Origin of the sequence: Shewanella sp. 10N.286.52.B9 (assembly GCF_002873635.1) — a bacterium.
Classification (GTDB): Bacteria; Pseudomonadota; Gammaproteobacteria; order Enterobacterales; family Shewanellaceae; genus Shewanella.
Genome location: NZ_MCTY01000187.1, coordinates 17,725 through 34,298, shown reverse-complemented (window position 1 = coordinate 34,298; position 16,574 = coordinate 17,725). Strand labels below are relative to the sequence as shown.

Here is a 16,574-nt window from a genome sequence, read left to right as displayed (position 1 = left end):
GCGGTGCGTTTGTAACGGCGATATTCAGGTTCCCAGAAATTACTTTCAATTTGTTGTTGCAGTAATTCATCTGGACAAGGTAGGGCTAATTCTTGCTCGATAGCTTTTTTAGCCACTGCAAAAGCAATATATTTGCTCACTTGCTGAATGTCTTCCAGTCTTGGCAGTAATGAGCCGGTACCATTTTGACCAAGGGGTGAACACTCTGCCAGCGCACGACTTGATGCCATCAGCATTTCATCTGATACCCGAGTTGCGCCACTTGCTAATACGCCTAAGCCAATACCGGGGAAGATAAAGCTATTGTTACATTGAGCAATTTCAAAGGTTTTTTCTTCAATTACAACTGGTTCGAACGGGCTACCGGTAGCCACAAGTGCTTGGCCATTGGTCCAATGCAGCACATCTTTAGGCGTTGCTTCAACGCGGCTGGTTGGATTAGATAGCGGGAATACAATCGGGCGCTTGCAATGGCTATGCATGGCTTTGATTATTTCTTCGGTAAATAAACCTGGCGCACCAGATACGCCAATAAGCACAGTTGGCTTGGCATTATTAACCACATTAAGTAATGAAATGTGATCGCTAAATCCGTCCCAGTTTTCAATATTAGCGGTTTTTTGTGCCAGTTTTTGCTGGAAGCCTAACAGGGTTGGCATGTTATCAAGTAACAGTCCCCAGCGGTCGACCATAAACACTTGTGAGCGTGCTTGCTCGTCGCTAATACCTTCAGCAACCATTTGCGCCACAATGGCTTCAGCAATACCACAGCCGGCACTACCAGCGCCTAAAAAGGCGACTCTTTGCTTACATAATTGCGTGTTTGCAGCTTTACAGGCTGCTAGTAATGAACCTACAGTCACTGCTGCAGTACCTTGAATATCATCATTAAAGGTACAGAATCTATCTTTGTAGCGCTCAAGTAATGGCATGGCATTTTTCTGAGCAAAATCTTCGAATTGGATTAATGCTTCAGGCCAGCGACGACTAACCGCTTGCATAAACTCTTCAACAAACTCAGCGTATTCTTCACCGCCAATACGCTGGTGGCGCCAGCCCATATACATAGGGTCTTCTAGTAAATGAGGGTTGTCAGTGCCGACATCTAAGGTGATCGCCAAGCAGTACGCCGGACTGATCCCGCCACAACTGGTGTATAAAGATAATTTACCAATGGGGATCCCCATGCCACCAATACCTTGATCGCCTAAGCCTAAAATGCGCTCGCCATCGGTTACCACAATGACTTTTACTTTATGACGGGTCGAGTTATTGAGGATGTCATCAATACGGTCTTTATTGGAATACGAGATAAACAGACCACGGTTACGGCGATAGTTTTTAGAAAAACGCTCACACGCTAAGCCTACCGTAGGGGTATAGATGATTGGCATCATTTCACTGATGTGATTACGCACTAAACGATAAAAAAGCGTTTCGTTGGTATCTTGAATATTACGCAGGTAAATATGCTTATCGAGATCGTTAGTAAAGTTTTTATATTGATCATAAGCACGCGATGCTTGCTCATCGATAGTTTCAACCACCCAAGGGATAAGCCCTTCAAGGTTAAAGTAAATGCGTTCTTCTTCGCTAAAAGCAGTGCCTTTATTGAGCATAGGAGATTCAAGAATCGCTGGACCTGCGAAAGGAAGATAGAGAGGGCGTTTATTCTCGTCCATTGGAAACCTTATTGTCAGTGACGTATTGCAGTTATTTTTATCTACAGTTAGTTAATTTTTATCTCAAAGATAGAATTTTGTTGTTAATCGTAGACGTATCTTGTTATCGGTGCAGGTTATCACATCTTGATTTTATTGTGGTCTGTTAAGTGAGCCTAATCACAGATTTTTATTGATGTTTTTTTAGGCATTGGCTATTTACCTTTATGGTAAAGGCTTAAAAGTCATGTGGATGTATTTACTGAGGTTTTAGATAATCCACACAATCAGCTGTGATTTTGACAAAGTTGGTTACATTTTTAGCGGCGTAATTTAGCGCGGTTCTGCCATGATGATTTTAAGGTGTTTTACATATTGGGGTGTTATGGCAGTTCCTTTTATCTTGTTAGGCAGCGCAGCAATCACAGCAATGCTGGTGGCTGACGAGCACAAAAAGCGTCAATTGCTCCATAGACAACGCTATTTAGGTCGTGCGCCAGCGGTGCCTGATGACAACAATTTCAGCCCATTACTGCCAAGTATATTGCATCATAATAAGGTCAAGGTAAGCCCAGAGCCTGGGGCCATCGTGTGCTGTTTTGTATTTGGGGTCATTGAACATACAGGCGTGTGGCTTGGGGATAATAGCTTGGTGGAGTTACATGGCAGTGGCTTAATTAGGCCTATTTCGTCGGCGCGCTTTTTAAAAAGCCGCAGTGGCAGCCGGATTTTTCAAGCTTGTAATCATCTTCATCAACCCCTTGTAGCTCCTGAGGCGCTAGAAAGGGCGCAGCAATCATTATTTCAATATCGTGAGTATGAGCTATTCAATAATAACTGTCATCGGTTTGTGTGGTCTTGCATTAGCGGTCAAGAGGTGGCGATTTCAAATTTTGACAAACTTAATCAACGCTTAGCCCTGCATTTTAAACAAGCCATTTATTGGGATGAGCTGGCATCGCCAGATAGGCCTTATTGATACAAATAAAAATGCACAGCCTAAGCTGTGCATTAAATAAGGAAGCTTAAACGCTAAGGAAAATATTACATTCCGCGATGTTTAAGTGATAAACCTTTAAGGAAGTTACGTAAAATCTGATCGCCACAGGTTTTGTAGTTTTTATGGCTAGGATTACGGAATAACGCGCCTAATTCAGACTTACCAATAGCCAAGTCAGCAGAACCAATCAGCTCAATAATGTCATCTTCACGAAGTTCTAATGCGATACGTAATTTCTTGAAAATTAAGTTGTTGGTTAGATCTTTTAGCGGTGCAGGTACTTCACTACCTTCACGTAAACCACGTTTTTCGATGATAAAGCCATCTAAAAACTGACACATTAATTTGTCATTACAAGCTTTATAACCTTCTTCCTCTTCTTTCTTTAATAAGCTAATGATTTCGTCAGTGCTGACTTCAACATTTGCTTGAGCGAAGATTTTAGTCATTTTGGCATTTGAGTAATCAAATACAAAACGAAGGCGGCGAAGGATGTCATTGTTAATCATAAAGGTCTCTGGGCGCGGCTGCGCTGGTAAAGTAAGTGCTTATGTTTAAAGTTACCTGAACGATATTACTATCACATCGCTTTAGGCTTAAAACACATTGAACAGTGATTATACCTGAGTTGAGGGCATTAGGTCAGATTATCTACCCACAGATCCGCTCTCTCATAATTATGATGCGGATATGCCAGTTCATGCTATGGCTTATTGTGACTGACTTATTGACATTGTAACTGGTTAAATTTGCTTTTAAAAAGCGATTATAGAATTAATTTCCAGTAAATAAATACAGCTGAGAAACCGACTAAATAGGTTAAACCAAACCAAGATAATATTTTCATTTTCAAACCATATCGATGTTCTTCAGGTAATGAATTACTGGTCATCAAGCGATAATTAAGCCAAGCAAAAATAACCGTGGTCATAAATGCTAGGGTCATAACAAACTCAAGCAGTGGTAATAGGGCGCCTTTAAAGAACCAAATTAAAGCCATTGCGAAGGCGGAAACCAGCAACATAACTCGGGTTAATCGTGCCGAGCAGTCTGGTTTATGGGTTAAAAGCTGCCAGCCAATATCTAAGGTTCTACTGTAACCATCAATCACGGTTACTGTGGTACTGAAAATACATAAAAAAGCGACAAGGGCAATCAAATAACGACTTTCTTGGCCCATAACATCGCTGTATAAATCGATCAGCTGGCTGGCAAATTTAGCCCCAGAGCTGGCAAATTGCTCACCACTACCATGCATAACCAGTGCCCCTAGGGCGAGAAACACAATCGCTAAAATAGCGGTGACAATAAAGCCTAAGTTAAAGTCAAAGATGGCTTGCTTACTGGTGACGGTTTGTGTTTTTTGCTTTTCCAATAGCCATAAAGAGTTCCAGGCACTGACTTCAATTGGCGCTGGCATCCAGCCCATCATTGCCACTAAGAAACCCACATAAGCCCATTGCCAAGGTGATTCACTGGGCACAGTTGCAACCGTTCCTGCTGAGTGATTAAAAGCTAATGTCACAGCGATTAGCGTGGTTAATGTCAGGGCTAGCATGATGACTTTAGTCAGTTTATCGAGTAACTGATAATGACCGAGGATCAATAATGCCAGCGAGCTGACTAAGACCAAAAAAGCCAGTATATCAATGGGCAGCGGCACAAACTGGGTTAGCATGGCTGCGGTTAACATACACACACCGGCAGTGCTGGCAATGGCAGCAATGGTATTTAAACAGGTAAACATCAGCAGGTAGCCACGACCTTGCTTTAAATAGCCATGGAGTAAGCTTTCGTTGGTGGCAGCGGTATAGCGAGCACCCGCAGCAAAGAAAGGGTACTTAAGAATATTGACAGCGAGAACAACCCAAGCTAATTGCCAACCAAACTCGGCGCCAGCACGGGTTGATGCCACCAAATGAGAGGCGCCAATGGCCGCTGCAGCCATTAAAATCCCCGGCCCTAGGCTGGCAAAGAGGGTGGCAAATCGGCTAGAGCGGCTTGTTGCTGGCTGAGCTGTTGTCATTATTTGTCTCGTTATTCTTCACGTCATGGGGCAGGCATGAAATAGCTGCTTATTACACTATCTTATTGTTTAAATTGATAATGACTATGTCACACTTTATCAATAGTTGAATATAGCAAATTAATGGCTTACTGGTACGATTTGTTACATTTGCCTAAAAATCAATCGTTGACATCCTGTGGAAATTACTTAGGTTAGTGTATTGCGAAGTACTAATATACTGCGCGTTATTAGAAACTCAATCGAAAGAGTTCAGCTAAACCAGACTTAAAAATGATGTTGAGTCTAAACAAGTTAATATTTTAAATTAGGGATAATTATGTCACGACCTCAATTCTGGCGGAGCGCTTGCGCTACTGCCGTATCACTTATGCTTACCCCAACGCTTTTAACCCAGACCGCTTTTGCTGCCGAACCCGAAGTCGAACGCATTGAAGTTACTGGTACTCATATTAAACGGACCGATCTCGAAGGGGCTTCACCAATGACGGTGTTAAGCGCTGAAGATATTGCCCGTTCTGGCGCTCAAGATATTTCACAACTGCTCAGTAAACTGCCTGTATCGGGTAGTGGTACTTTTTCTACCCAAGGTAACAATTCAGATGACACTGCTAATGGTGGCGCAGCTGTGTCACTTCGTGGTCTTGGCGCTGATGCCACCTTGGTGTTATTAAACGGTCGCCGTATTGCGGTATCGTCGTTTGCAAAATCAATTGATACTGCCTTTGTTGATATAAATTCAATTCCGATTTCTGCAGTTAAGCGAATTGATATCGTTAAAGACGGCGCTTCTGCAACCTATGGTTCAGATGCGATTGCTGGTGTGATAAACATCATCATGAAAAAAGATTTCGAAGGCTTTGAGGTTAACGGCAAGATTGCTGAAACCGTTGAAGATGGCGGTGGTCAGCAAGCTGGCTCTATTTTGTGGGGCACGGAAGCGGCGAATGGAAAGTCTCATACCACAGTAATTTTTGATTATTTTAAAGAGCGTGAAACCTTATTTGCCGATCGTGATTATTCACGTTCAGCAGATCAAACTGCAAATGGCGGTAGCGACTTTAGATCGTCTGCGGGTAACCCTGGTTCATACATTCCTGCAACCATTGGTATGGATGGCTCAATTACCCCTAAATCAGACTTGTTTGGCTGGACCCCTGATGTAAATTGTCCCGCTGATAGTGTTAAAGGCAGTTACTGCCGCTATGATTACGCGCCAGAAATGACCTCAGTGCCAGAGTCGAGCCGCATGGGCTTATCAGTATTTCAAAACTATGAATTTAATGATGATTTAAGTCTATTTGCTGAGCTTATGTATCAGCATAATGAAAGTGTGATTAAAGGCGCTGCCAGCCCATCTTTTGGTGAGTTTTACATGCTCAACGATAACCCACTGTTTGCTAGTGGCGCAGCTATTAATCCGTTTCCTGGTGAAGACTTGACCATGCGTCGGCGTTTAACTGAAACTGGGCCGCGACAAAAATCATCAGAATCAGATAGCGCCCGTGTGGTGTTAGGCTTAAATGGTATGTTGTCTGACTGGGAATGGGAATTAGCTTACACCTATTCTTATAACCGTAACCTTGAATTTGGTGAGCAAGGCTTTGTGTGGACGCCACGTTTACAAGAGGCCATAAACTCAGGCGCGTTTAACCCGTTAGCGACGACCCAGCAAGGCACTGTGATTGACGATATCAGTGTTAATACCACCCGAAGTGGTAAATCAACCACCAATGCTTTCGACGGTAAAATCAGTGGCGACTTAATGGATATGCCTGCGGGCAGTTTAGCCATGGCGGTCGGTTTTGAGTACCGTGAAGAGTCATTGTCAGATAATCCTGATGAGCTGTTTAAGCGTGGTGAAATTTTTGGTACTGAAGCCACAGAAGCTGCAGGTGAACGCGATCAAACTTCATTATTTATTGAGTTAGCGGTACCGATTTTTGAGCGTTTAGAAGCGCAATTAGCGCTGCGTTATGAAGATTACAGCGACTTTGGTGATACCACTAACCCTAAAATAGCACTGCGTTATACCCCGCTTGATAACCTCACATTGCGCGCCAGTTGGGGCGAAGCGTTTAGAGCGCCATCACTGGTGCAATTAGGTTTAGGTCCTTCTCAGGAGTCACCTGGTTTAGTGGATACCACACGTTGTCCATTAACGGGCTTAGAAGAAGATTGTACTGCCCAAGAGCGTACGGTGATATTTTCTGGTAACCCTAATTTACAACCTGAAGAGTCGACCTCATATAACGTGGGCGGTGTTTGGGAAATCACTGATGGTTTAAGTGTCGGGGTGGATTACTGGAATTACGATCAAGATGGTTTGATCACCTCTGATACCCAATACTTAGTCGATACCCAAGGTGATAATGCCAATGTGGTTAAGCGTGAACCTTCATCGACTAATGTTCCCGGGCGCATTATTGAAATTTATGACCAATTTGGCAACTTAGGTAGTCAATCTACAGACGGTGTCGATTTTGATGTCAAATATGTATTGAATACCGACTCTGCTGGTGAGTTTGGCTTTAGCTATAACCTGACTTGGGTCAATAGCTTTGATCAAGTACGTGAAGACGGTTCAACGCGTGAGTTAGCTGGCGAGTACCAACATCCCGAATATCGCTGGATTGGTGGTATGGATTGGGGTTATACCGACTGGCAAACCAGCGCACGCTTAAACTACATTGGTGAATACACTGATAATGTTGATGCAGGCGCCACAGGTCAAATTGATTCAATGCTTACCTTGGATTTAAATGTCACTTATATTGGCTTTGACCATTGGTCACTGACTGTGGGTGCTAATAACGTGTTTAATGAAGAACCACCATTTAGTGCTGCTGACTTCATGGGTTACGATCAAGCAACTCATTCAGCCATCGGCGCCTTATGGTACGGTAAAGTTAGCTACCAGTTTTAATTAAACTAGGCTAATGTTTACAGCATGAATACCAAGCGGCGCAAGCCGCTTTTTTATGGCAGTTATTAGCTTACTTTATTAAACAGGGACAGATTATGATTACTTTGTATGGCACGCCCCAAAGTCGCGCATTACGCGTGTCTTGGCTATTAGAAGAGCTAGGCATTGAGTGGCAGTTTTCCTTTGTGGATTTTTCAAAAGGAGATAACCGCGCTGAAGCCTATTTGGCCTTAAATCCCAGTGGTAAAATGCCCGTGATTACGGATGGTGAGCTGGTGTTAACTGAGTCAGCCGCTATTTTACAATATTTGGCTGAAAAGTACGGTAATGGCCGATTTTTACCTATGCCTGGCAGCGCAGCGTCAGCAAAACATCATCAATGGGTCAGTTTTATTATTTGTGAATTAGAGCAGCCTTTATGGAGTATGGGTAAGCACCGCTTTGCTTTACCAGATGAGCAGCGTTTAGATGCCATGTTGCCAGTGGCAAAGTTTGAGTTTAATCGTGCTGCGGCTATTGCTGAATTATGGGTACCAGAATCAGGCTATCTTTGTGGCAGCGAGTTAACCATTGCTGATATTTTATTGGCGCAAACGTTATTGTGGGCCACTATGTTTGAGCAAACCATTCTGCCTAAACTCACTGCTTATCGTGACCGTTTACAACAAAGCCCGAGCTTAGCTGCAGCACTTAAAAAGTCAGCAGCGGCCAAAGCGGCGGCCCAAAGTGAGTAACACTTGATCGAATTGATTGAGTGAGTTTGATGTCACTATCGCTACACCGATAAAACTGACACTAAAAGTCAGCAATAAAAAGGGAAGCCAGAGGCTTCCCATTTTAATGTCATAAAGTGCTCGCTTAAGGGCTTACAGCTGAGCTGCAGCCCATTTTGCGCGGCTCTCACGGCTTTCACTCATGCCCTTGTCAGCACGAAATGATTTGTAGCTTTCCACTTCTAAGGCCACTAAGCTGACTTCAACATCAAGTACGATTTGGCATTCTTTTTTGATGCGCCACGCCGCAGTATTATAAAGCTCAGTGTAAGGCAGTGAGCTTAAAAACTCAGGATTGTACTGAGTGTAAATAGCTTGAGTTGGGTAAACCACAAAGGCTAAACGGCGCTTAGGTTCAGTTTTAAATAACGCTTCGATACCGTCAGTGGTGTTAAGCACTTGCATCTCAATGGTGTCTTCAATTTCAAGCAATTTCTTTTGTGCAACCACAGGCGCTTCAGTTTCACCTGCTTCCCAAGCAATCACCGCTTCAGGAGTGGTTTTAGTTAACTCAGCAATTTGCTCAACCGTTAACCCTAAAGATAACCGTAAACACTGCATTTCAATTGCGTTTAAGTTGTTTGATTTAGCCATGATGTTTCCTAATTTTCTAATACTGTAACGGTATGGGTTTACTGTGTACGTTGATGATGTTAGCTGGTCAAACTTAGGCTATTTTCGTTTCAGCCAAATGTCTTGGATCCAGTCCCACAATGATTCCCACATAATGTCGACCATGCGACCTTTATAGAAGTGACGCACATTGCCTTCTTGGTCGATACAATAAAAGTTATCGCCTTGCTGGCAGATAGCAATATATTCTCTTGGCATGCCGATAGACCAGGCATAGCTGGTCACTTCAGGTAAATAAGTGTGTGAATACGGATCTGATGCCGTGACCATTTCAATGGAGCCATAAATGACATCACTGGCAAATAATAAGTATTCTTTTAAATCATTTGGCAGTGAAATTAAAATTTGTTCTTCCACTTCTACCAGTTGCTCGAATGTCGGTAATTCGAGTGGTACTGGTACCGTTTCACTCAAGTCTTGTAGCATTTCAATGATGTCATTCATCAGTGTATCCAGTCATCGGGCAATAATGGCGGGAGTATAGCCTGAATGGCGCTTTTAACCAATTCAGATTTTATTTTAGGCAAAAAAAAGCACCTTTTAAAAAGGTGCCAAGGGGAGGTAAATAACAAGGGGTACAGGGGCGAACGTTAAACGAGTTAGTGCTTTATTTGAGAGTTTATGCCGCTTGCAGTTCTGCCAAACTCTGACGTTTATAGCTTAACCACGCTTTGTGATACAGCTTGTGTGAAGTTTGACGCAGTTTCACAATTTGCATTAATTCAAGCTCACTGACGGGTCTATGTTGGCGTTGAGCTTGTAATTCGATGTGTTGAATTTGCTCGTAGACATGGTGCTCTGGGCCGCTTTTAATTTCAGCAATCTTATTAAGGTGTAATTGCACTTCAGCAACCATTTGGCTTTGAGGCAGTTTAACCAGCAGGTTTAAATCACGGTAACCAGATGCTTTAGGAGTGGCAAAGCGGTTCTTAACTTGTACGACTTCAGCGTGTGCGACAATGGCTTTATAAGCGCTCATCAAGCTGGCAACATCATTAGTAACAATGGTTGCTCTGGCAATATCGGTGAGGTAGCTGGCATCACCGTCAAATTTAAGGGCGATTTTTTGCTGGGCTCTTTGGTAGCTTTTTATTTTAGGAATAATCGTGTAAGCCTGATTTTGCTGGCTAATTTTAGTCACTAAATTGCTTAGCTCCGATTGTGCCTCAGGGGCACGCTCAAACAAGGCATCTAAATCATGGCTAAATTGCTGCGGCGCCGCCCCGAGAGTATTTTGTAACGCTAATAGGCTGTCGAGATCGTTACTCACAATTTGCCTAAAGTCGTAAGTGGGCTTTACGGGTTTGGTGTCCACCGTTACGGCAATGGCATTGCGGCTTGTCAGCAACAATAAAAAGATAATAAAGGTTCTAAAAATTCGACTCATTGAGTATTCACCTTAGTTCAATATCTGCGTGAAATTGATGGGGCTAGATTAGCTTTAATTAGCTGAATAACACCTGAATACCATGTCGGTTTATGGTGTGGTTAAAAGCAATGTCTTAACGCTGCGCTCAAGAGGCAATGGATTAGGAATAGGTAGATTTTGCGGGCTAATGCTTTTAAGGCGCACAGTTGTACTTTATGTAGCCAAATAATAAGGGCATCAAATGATGCCCTTATTGATTTTTTACTCAAGCTAATGACTTTAAGTTAATGATTACCAGATTTTTACTCGCTCATCAGCGGCGATAAACATCTTGTCACCTTCTTTTACGCCATAAGTCTGGTAAAACTCAGGCATATTAGACAGTGCGCCTAATGCACGGAAGTGACCTGGTGAATGCGGATCAGTAGCAACGCGGTTACGCAATGCTTCTTCTTTCATTTTTACTCGCCAAATTTGGCTAAAGCCCATAAAGAAGCGCTCATCACCCGTTAAGCCGTCAATGACTGGTGCTTCTTCACCGTTCAATGACATTTTGTAGGCTTTATAAGCGATGGTTACACCAGATAAGTCACCGATGTTCTCACCTAAAGTTAGCTCACCATTAACGTGTAAATCATCAAATACTTGATAACCATTGTACTGAGTTATTAATGCTTTACCCTTAGCGGTAAAGGCTTTTAAATCAGCTTCAGTCCACCAATCACGCATGTTACCTTCGCCATCAAATTTAGCGCCTTGATCATCAAACCCGTGGCCCATTTCGTGGCCAATGACTGCACCAATGCCGCCGTAGTTTACCGCGTCATCAGCTTCAAGGTTGAAAAATGGTGGCTGTAAAATAGCTGCAGGGAAGACAATCTCGTTCATGGTTGGATTGTAATAAGCATTAACGGTTTGCGGCGTCATGTGCCACTCGCCTTTATCAATTGGCTGACCAAGTTTTGCGATATCTTTGTTATGAGAAACAACCGCAGAACGTTTAATGTTGCCGTGTAAATCATCGGCTGCAATAGTGAGTTTGCTGTAGTCTTCCCACTTATCAGGGTAACCAATTTTAGGATTGAATTTAGCCAGCTTATCTTTAGCTGCAACTTTAGTGTCTTCGCTCATCCAATCCAATGATTCGATGCTAGTGCCGTAAGCGCCACGTAAATTTTCAACCAATTGGCTCATACGGGTTTTTGCTTCTGGTACAAAGTGACGTTTTACATACACTTTACCGACAACTTCACCCAAGGTGCCACTGACTGTGCTTACGCCGCGCTTCCAGCGAGGTTGTTGCTCTTCTTGGCCATTAAGTGTTTTTGAGAAAAACTCGAAGTTTTCATTATCAAGCGCTTCAGATAAGTGACTCGCATTATGAGTGAGTGCCATCCAGGTCATGTAGGTTTTCCAAGTATTAAGATCATTGTCTTTAATTACTTGGTTCATGCCTTCAATAAAGCTTGGTTGGTTAATGATGATGTCAGACTGCTTATCACCACCAAGGGCTGCTAAATAGCCATCCCAGTTAATGTCTGGTGCTAAGGTCGCTAAATCTTTAACTTGATAAAGATTATAAGTTTTAGTGCTGTCGCGGGTTTCAACTACATCCCAATGTTGCTCAGCGATAGCGGTTTCTAATGCTAAAACCGTTTGCGCTGCTTGCTTGCCATTTTCAAGGCCGGCAAGGTCAAACATCTTCTCGATATGCTCAAGGTATTTGCTACGAATATTAACGAAGCGCTCTTCTTCATTGAAGTAGTAATCTTTTTCAGGAAGGCTAAGACCATATTGCCAAATATGGGTGGCGTAACGGCTTGAATCTTTAGCATCAACATTGACATAAAACGCTAATGGTGTGCCGCCACCATTAACTTGGCTTTCGCCAAAATAGGCGGTTAATTCATTTTTATCTTTTAGCGCGGCAATTTGGGCAAATTCAGCTTGGATTGGGCTAATACCTAATTTATTTAAGGTTTCAACATCCATAAATGAACGGTAAAGATCGGCCACTTTTTGCTCATCAGTACCCATTTTAAGATCTGGGTTTGCACTGACATCTTCGATGATGGCTTTAACGTCGTCACGGGCATTTTCGCGCAAGTCGTAAAAGGCGCCGATATTGGTGCGGTCACCAGGGATTTCCGCGGTGTTTAACCAGCCGCCATTTACGTAGAGGTAAAAATCATCTTGTGGGCGAACTGACTTGTCCATATTGTCAAAGCTAATACCTGAGGTAAGGGCTTTTTCAACGGCAACTGCGGTTTCTGTTTTAGCGACTTCTGGTGCTGCGGATTCAGTGACTGCTTTATCTGAATTGCAGGCACTAAGGCCTGCGATAAGTGAGGCGCAAAGCCCACCGATAACTAGCTTTTTCATGTTGTTTCCCTATGCATTGAAGAGTGAAGCCTTTTTATCGGCCTTAATTTTGAGCTGTTTTTATTGTTCACTGCCTTAAGACAGTTTTATGTGACCAACATGTTAAGTCTTAACAGGGGCACTTAACAAGGGCTAAGGCTAGGCTTTTAGTGATAAATTGAGCATTTATTGACTGTGTTGTGTAACTAAAAATTACCAGAATGTTACAGTGGCCATTTATCGTTTTCTATTTGCTAGCCAACAGCTCATAATAGCGACCAATTAGTTTTCACTTGGTTTTATATATGCGTTTAGACAAATTTATCTGCGAGAGCACCGAGCTGACTCGTTCATTAGCAAAAAGAGTTATCAAGTCAGGTGAAGTGACCTGTAATGGTGACGTGGTTAAAGACGCGAGCTTTAAAGTGAAAGATGATACTGAAGTGTGTATCGAAGGTCGTCAAATTAAGATCGTGGGCGAGCGCTACATCATGATGCACAAGCCTGTTGATACCATTTGCTCAACCATTGATGAAGAATATCAATCGGTGTTGGGATTAATGGATATTGAAAAAGTCGATACCCTGCATATTGCTGGGCGTTTAGATGTGGACACCACAGGTTTGGTGCTGATCACCAGCGATGGCCAGTGGTCACATAAAATCACCTCACCTAAAAAAGATTGCGGTAAACGTTACCTTATCGAAGCTGCTGCATCACTTGATCCTGCATTGGTGGAAACCTTTGCCGAAGGGATCCAATTAAAAAGTGAAGACGGCTTAACTAAACCGGCGCTGCTAGAGATCATTGATGAATACCATGCCAGATTAACTATCAGCGAAGGTAAGTACCATCAAGTGAAGCGTATGTTTGCTGCTGTGGGGAATCGGGTGGTCAATTTACATCGTGAAGCTGTGGGTGAAATTGAACTTGATGCTGATTTAGAAGAAGGCGAATGGCGTTTTCTCACCGATGCTGAAATCGCCTCAATTTAACACTTACGCACTGTTAAAACCAAAAAAGCAGCCTAAGGCTGCTTTTTTAATGGCTCAATAAATCGTGAAGGTGTTATTTGCTAAGAGGGCTATTCACTATAGCCAAACAGTGATTTTACCGTTTCTAAGGTATCATCAATGGTTTTGATACTTGAAGGACAAATAAAGATAGTGTCATCACCAGCAATAGTCCCCAAAATCCCTTCAGGCTTACCTATCGAGTCTAATAATCGGGCAATAAGCTGCGCTGCGCCGGGGCTGGTTCTGACTACGATCATCGCTTGGTTATGATCCACATCCAATACCAAGTTTTTAACAGGGCTGCCTGCTGTTGGCACACCTAACTCAGCGGGTAAACAATATACCATTTCTTGCTTAGCATTACGGGTACGTACTGCACCAAACTTACTTAGCATACGGGAAACTTTTGACTGGTTAATATTGCCAAAACCTTCTGCTTGCAGTGCGATTACGATTTCACTTTGGCTACCAAAGCGCTCTTCCTTTAATATCGACTTAAACGTCTTTACGAGTTCATCCTGATTCTTAGTCGCTGGCATATTTTTTTCGTCTTATAGTAATTTTTAAAAAGAATAGATTTTATTCAAAAAAGTAGCTCATTCTGAATAGATAAACGCATCAAGTCAAGAAATAAGCTAAATTGGTGAATAAAAATTCATTTTAGCTATTACTGGCTAAATTAGTCATTATTTATATACATATCATAGAATAAGGAAATTAGTGTGATCTACTAAGGGATAATTGAAATCCTCGCTGTGATCCAGTAATGTGACGCCACAAGAAAACATGATCTGTGTCACAGACCAGACTGAAGTCAATCACTAGAACGTAATTGGAGATCATCATGAAAGTAGCTGTACTTGGTGCTGCTGGCGGTATCGGCCAGGCCTTAGCTTTACTATTAAAAACTCAACTTCCTGCAGGTTCAGAGTTGTCTTTATATGACATCGCTCCTGTTACTCCAGGTGTTGCAGTTGACTTAAGCCACATCCCTACAGATGTAAAAGTGGCTGGTTTTGCTGGTGAAGACCCAACTCCTGCGCTAGTTGGCGCTGATGTTGTTCTTATCTCTGCAGGTGTTGCGCGTAAGCCTGGTATGGATCGCTCAGATCTATTTAATATCAATGCGGGTATCGTAAGAAACCTTATTGAAAAAGTGGCGGCAACTTGCCCTAAAGCATTAATTGGCGTTATTACTAACCCAGTAAATACTACTGTTGCTATTGCGGCTGAAGTACTTAAAAAAGCAGGTGTTTACGATAAGAACCGTTTATTCGGTGTGACGACACTTGATGTTATCCGCTCTGAAACCTTCATCGCTGACCTTAAAGGGCTAAACGTTGCTGATGTAAACATCAACGTTATTGGTGGCCACAGTGGTGTGACTATTCTGCCACTTCTTTCACAAGTTGAAGGCGTAAGCTTTACTGATGAAGAAGTTGCAGCGCTAACAACACGTATCCAGAATGCGGGTACTGAAGTTGTTGAAGCTAAAGCGGGTGGCGGTAGTGCGACTCTGTCTATGGGTCAAGCGGCATGTCGCTTTGGCCTATCATTGGTTCGCGGCCTACAAGGCGAAGCTAACGTGGTTGAATGTGCTTATGTTGATGGCGGCAGTGAACATGCTGACTTCTTCGCACAACCTGTATTACTTGGTAAAAACGGCGTAGAAAAAGTATTACCATACGGCGATGTTAGCGCATTTGAAGCTAATGCCCGTGATGCAATGCTTGATACATTAAACGGCGACATCAAACTTGGTGTTGAGTTCGTTAAGTAAATTTAAGCTTATCAATTATTGATAACTTGATTTACCGATAAAAATGCGAAGCCTTTGGCTTCGCATTTTTGTTGCTGACAGGCTAAAGTTGCTGCAAGGGAAAAAGACCTAAGCCCTTTACCAACTAATCAGTTTTCCTTGCCAATCAATAAAGCTGGCTTGTCCATCGTAGTAAACTCGGTCAATTTCAGCGTTGTCATCTTCACTACTTTCGCTTCCAGCTTCCTTAATTGCGTTATTGATATTCAGTAATTGCGACGCGACAAATTCAGCAGTAAATAATTTTTCAGCGGGCACTTTGGCCTGAAAAGGTTTGGATAATGGGGTGTCTGTGGTGCCGGGATGAAAAGCAATGAGCTTTACGTTTTTGGCACGCCGAGCATATTCAATCGCCGCGGTTTTAATTAGCATGTTTAGCGCAGCTTTTGAAGCGCGATAGCTATACCATCCTCCCAAGCGATTATCACTAATACTGCCTACTCGGGCGCTGAGCACATTAATAATACAGCCCTGTTTACCTGCAACCAGTTTGACTAAATGCTGTAGCCACAGCATAGGGGTAATGGTGTTTGACTCAAACAAAGCCTGCATTGCCTCAGGGTTAACATCTTCTAAGCGCTTTTCAGGGGCTATTGTTTTAAAGGGGAGAGTTTTAGAAACTGTGTTTTCTGAGGCGCTCCCTGTTGCTGCGCCAGTCATTTGATACTGATTGTGCAATCTGCCATTACAAATAAATACCCGAGTAATTTTACCTTTAAACGGCTGCAATTGCTGGCACAGTGTGGCAATGGCGTCTGCTGAATAATCGCAGCTAATATGTTGCTGAGTTATGGGGTTAGCACTTTCATTAGCCAATTTCGTCTCAGCAGTTGCAGATTGGCTGATACTGATGAGGTGCTTTATGTCAGTTGCCGTATCTTGCTTAATCAGTGCTGCAATAATGGCCTTTGCAATCCCAGAAGATGCACCAATGATTAACGCAACTGAGCCTGAATTTGCAGTGAATGATTGGCTCAAGTAAATCTCCTT

Annotated in this window: 14 protein-coding genes; 5 read left to right on the top strand and 9 right to left on the bottom strand. The window is 42.8% G+C overall.

Annotation, left to right across the window (positions count from 1 at the left end):
• The coding region (locus tag BCU91_RS13885) for an NAD-dependent malic enzyme (RefSeq protein ID WP_102531737.1) at positions 1-1,682 on the bottom strand (1,682 nt) is incomplete at its 3' end.
• A 364-nt stretch (positions 1,683-2,046) separates the two neighbouring features.
• Here BCU91_RS13885 and BCU91_RS13880 point away from each other — a divergent pair.
• Positions 2,047-2,640: a hypothetical protein gene (locus tag BCU91_RS13880; protein WP_102531734.1), complete on the top strand. Its 594-nt coding sequence runs from the start codon at positions 2,047-2,049 to the stop codon at positions 2,638-2,640.
• 65 nt (positions 2,641-2,705) lie between these two features.
• Here the strand turns inward: BCU91_RS13880 and BCU91_RS13875 are convergent, their stop codons facing one another.
• Both BCU91_RS13875 and BCU91_RS13870 read right to left on the bottom strand, forming a co-directional pair.
• Positions 2,706-3,170, bottom strand: coding sequence for a DUF1456 family protein (locus BCU91_RS13875; protein WP_102531733.1), 465 nt, complete (start codon positions 3,168-3,170; stop codon positions 2,706-2,708).
• 257 nt (positions 3,171-3,427) lie between these two features.
• Entirely contained in the window at positions 3,428-4,687 is a 1,260-nt protein-coding gene (locus tag BCU91_RS13870) for a divalent metal cation transporter (RefSeq protein WP_102475318.1), read from the bottom strand.
• A 319-nt stretch (positions 4,688-5,006) separates the two neighbouring features.
• Here BCU91_RS13870 and BCU91_RS13865 point away from each other — a divergent pair, with 319 nt between their 5' ends.
• A complete protein-coding gene (locus BCU91_RS13865) occupies positions 5,007-7,613 on the top strand; it encodes a TonB-dependent receptor (RefSeq protein ID WP_102475317.1) in 2,607 nt (868 codons plus the stop codon).
• Positions 7,614-7,708: 95 nt separating this feature from the next.
• Positions 7,709-8,347: a glutathione S-transferase family protein gene (locus tag BCU91_RS13860; protein WP_102531732.1), complete on the top strand. Its 639-nt coding sequence runs from the start codon at positions 7,709-7,711 to the stop codon at positions 8,345-8,347.
• A 132-nt stretch (positions 8,348-8,479) separates the two neighbouring features.
• On the opposite strand, the gene BCU91_RS13855 is transcribed toward BCU91_RS13860, so the two are convergent.
• The 4 genes from BCU91_RS13855 to BCU91_RS13840 all read right to left on the bottom strand — a co-directional run bounded on the left by BCU91_RS13855 (position 8,480) and on the right by BCU91_RS13840 (position 12,770).
• Complete coding sequence (locus BCU91_RS13855; RefSeq protein WP_102438504.1) at positions 8,480-8,980, bottom strand: DUF4447 family protein; 501 nt, start codon at positions 8,978-8,980, stop codon at positions 8,480-8,482.
• Positions 8,981-9,058: 78 nt separating this feature from the next.
• Positions 9,059-9,463 (bottom strand): SMI1/KNR4 family protein, encoded by a 405-nt coding sequence (locus BCU91_RS13850; protein WP_076539686.1) that lies wholly within the window; start codon positions 9,461-9,463, stop codon positions 9,059-9,061.
• A gap of 175 nt (positions 9,464-9,638) precedes the next feature.
• The gene (locus BCU91_RS13845) at positions 9,639-10,406 is read right to left on the bottom strand and encodes a RelA/SpoT domain-containing protein (protein ID WP_102519400.1); all 768 of its coding nucleotides are present in this window, start codon (positions 10,404-10,406) and stop codon (positions 9,639-9,641) included.
• Positions 10,407-10,679: 273 nt separating this feature from the next.
• Complete coding sequence (locus tag BCU91_RS13840) at positions 10,680-12,770, bottom strand: M13-type metalloendopeptidase (RefSeq protein WP_102531731.1); 2,091 nt, start codon at positions 12,768-12,770, stop codon at positions 10,680-10,682.
• A gap of 284 nt (positions 12,771-13,054) precedes the next feature.
• On the opposite strand from BCU91_RS13840, the gene rsuA reads away from it, so the two are divergent.
• Positions 13,055-13,744 (top strand): 16S rRNA pseudouridine(516) synthase RsuA, encoded by a 690-nt coding sequence (rsuA, locus tag BCU91_RS13835; protein WP_102438498.1) that lies wholly within the window; start codon positions 13,055-13,057, stop codon positions 13,742-13,744.
• An 89-nt stretch (positions 13,745-13,833) separates the two neighbouring features.
• On the opposite strand, the gene argR is transcribed toward rsuA, so the two are convergent.
• Positions 13,834-14,304 carry a transcriptional regulator ArgR gene (gene argR / locus BCU91_RS13830; protein WP_076539676.1) on the bottom strand — a complete coding sequence of 157 codons (471 nt, stop codon included), beginning with the start codon at positions 14,302-14,304 and terminating at the stop codon, positions 13,834-13,836.
• A gap of 305 nt (positions 14,305-14,609) precedes the next feature.
• Between argR and mdh the strand changes: the two genes are divergently transcribed.
• Positions 14,610-15,545 carry a malate dehydrogenase gene (gene mdh, locus BCU91_RS13825; protein ID WP_102438496.1) on the top strand — a complete coding sequence of 312 codons (936 nt, stop codon included), beginning with the start codon at positions 14,610-14,612 and terminating at the stop codon, positions 15,543-15,545.
• 117 nt (positions 15,546-15,662) lie between these two features.
• Here the strand turns inward: mdh and BCU91_RS13820 are convergent, their stop codons facing one another.
• Positions 15,663-16,562, bottom strand: a complete 900-nt coding sequence (locus BCU91_RS13820) for an SDR family NAD(P)-dependent oxidoreductase (protein WP_102531730.1) — start codon at positions 16,560-16,562, stop codon at positions 15,663-15,665.
• Positions 16,563-16,574: the final 12 nt, after the last annotated feature.

What these genes read in the sequence shown, in the direction of transcription:
- BCU91_RS13880 (WP_102531734.1), top strand. Translation starts at nt 2,047, where the DNA reads ATGGCAGTTCCTTTTATCTTGTTAGGCAGCGCAGCAATCACAGCAATG.
- BCU91_RS13875 (WP_102531733.1), bottom strand. Translation starts at nt 3,170, where the DNA reads ATGATTAACAATGACATCCTTCGCCGCCTTCGTTTTGTATTTGATTAC.
- BCU91_RS13870 (WP_102475318.1), bottom strand. Translation starts at nt 4,687, where the DNA reads ATGACAACAGCTCAGCCAGCAACAAGCCGCTCTAGCCGATTTGCCACC.
- BCU91_RS13865 (WP_102475317.1), top strand. Translation starts at nt 5,007, where the DNA reads ATGTCACGACCTCAATTCTGGCGGAGCGCTTGCGCTACTGCCGTATCA.
- BCU91_RS13860 (WP_102531732.1), top strand. Translation starts at nt 7,709, where the DNA reads ATGATTACTTTGTATGGCACGCCCCAAAGTCGCGCATTACGCGTGTCT.
- BCU91_RS13855 (WP_102438504.1), bottom strand. Translation starts at nt 8,980, where the DNA reads ATGGCTAAATCAAACAACTTAAACGCAATTGAAATGCAGTGTTTACGG.
- BCU91_RS13850 (WP_076539686.1), bottom strand. Translation starts at nt 9,463, where the DNA reads ATGAATGACATCATTGAAATGCTACAAGACTTGAGTGAAACGGTACCA.
- BCU91_RS13845 (WP_102519400.1), bottom strand. Translation starts at nt 10,406, where the DNA reads ATGAGTCGAATTTTTAGAACCTTTATTATCTTTTTATTGTTGCTGACA.
- BCU91_RS13840 (WP_102531731.1), bottom strand. Translation starts at nt 12,770, where the DNA reads ATGAAAAAGCTAGTTATCGGTGGGCTTTGCGCCTCACTTATCGCAGGC.
- rsuA (WP_102438498.1), top strand. Translation starts at nt 13,055, where the DNA reads ATGCGTTTAGACAAATTTATCTGCGAGAGCACCGAGCTGACTCGTTCA.
- argR (WP_076539676.1), bottom strand. Translation starts at nt 14,304, where the DNA reads ATGCCAGCGACTAAGAATCAGGATGAACTCGTAAAGACGTTTAAGTCG.
- mdh (WP_102438496.1), top strand. Translation starts at nt 14,610, where the DNA reads ATGAAAGTAGCTGTACTTGGTGCTGCTGGCGGTATCGGCCAGGCCTTA.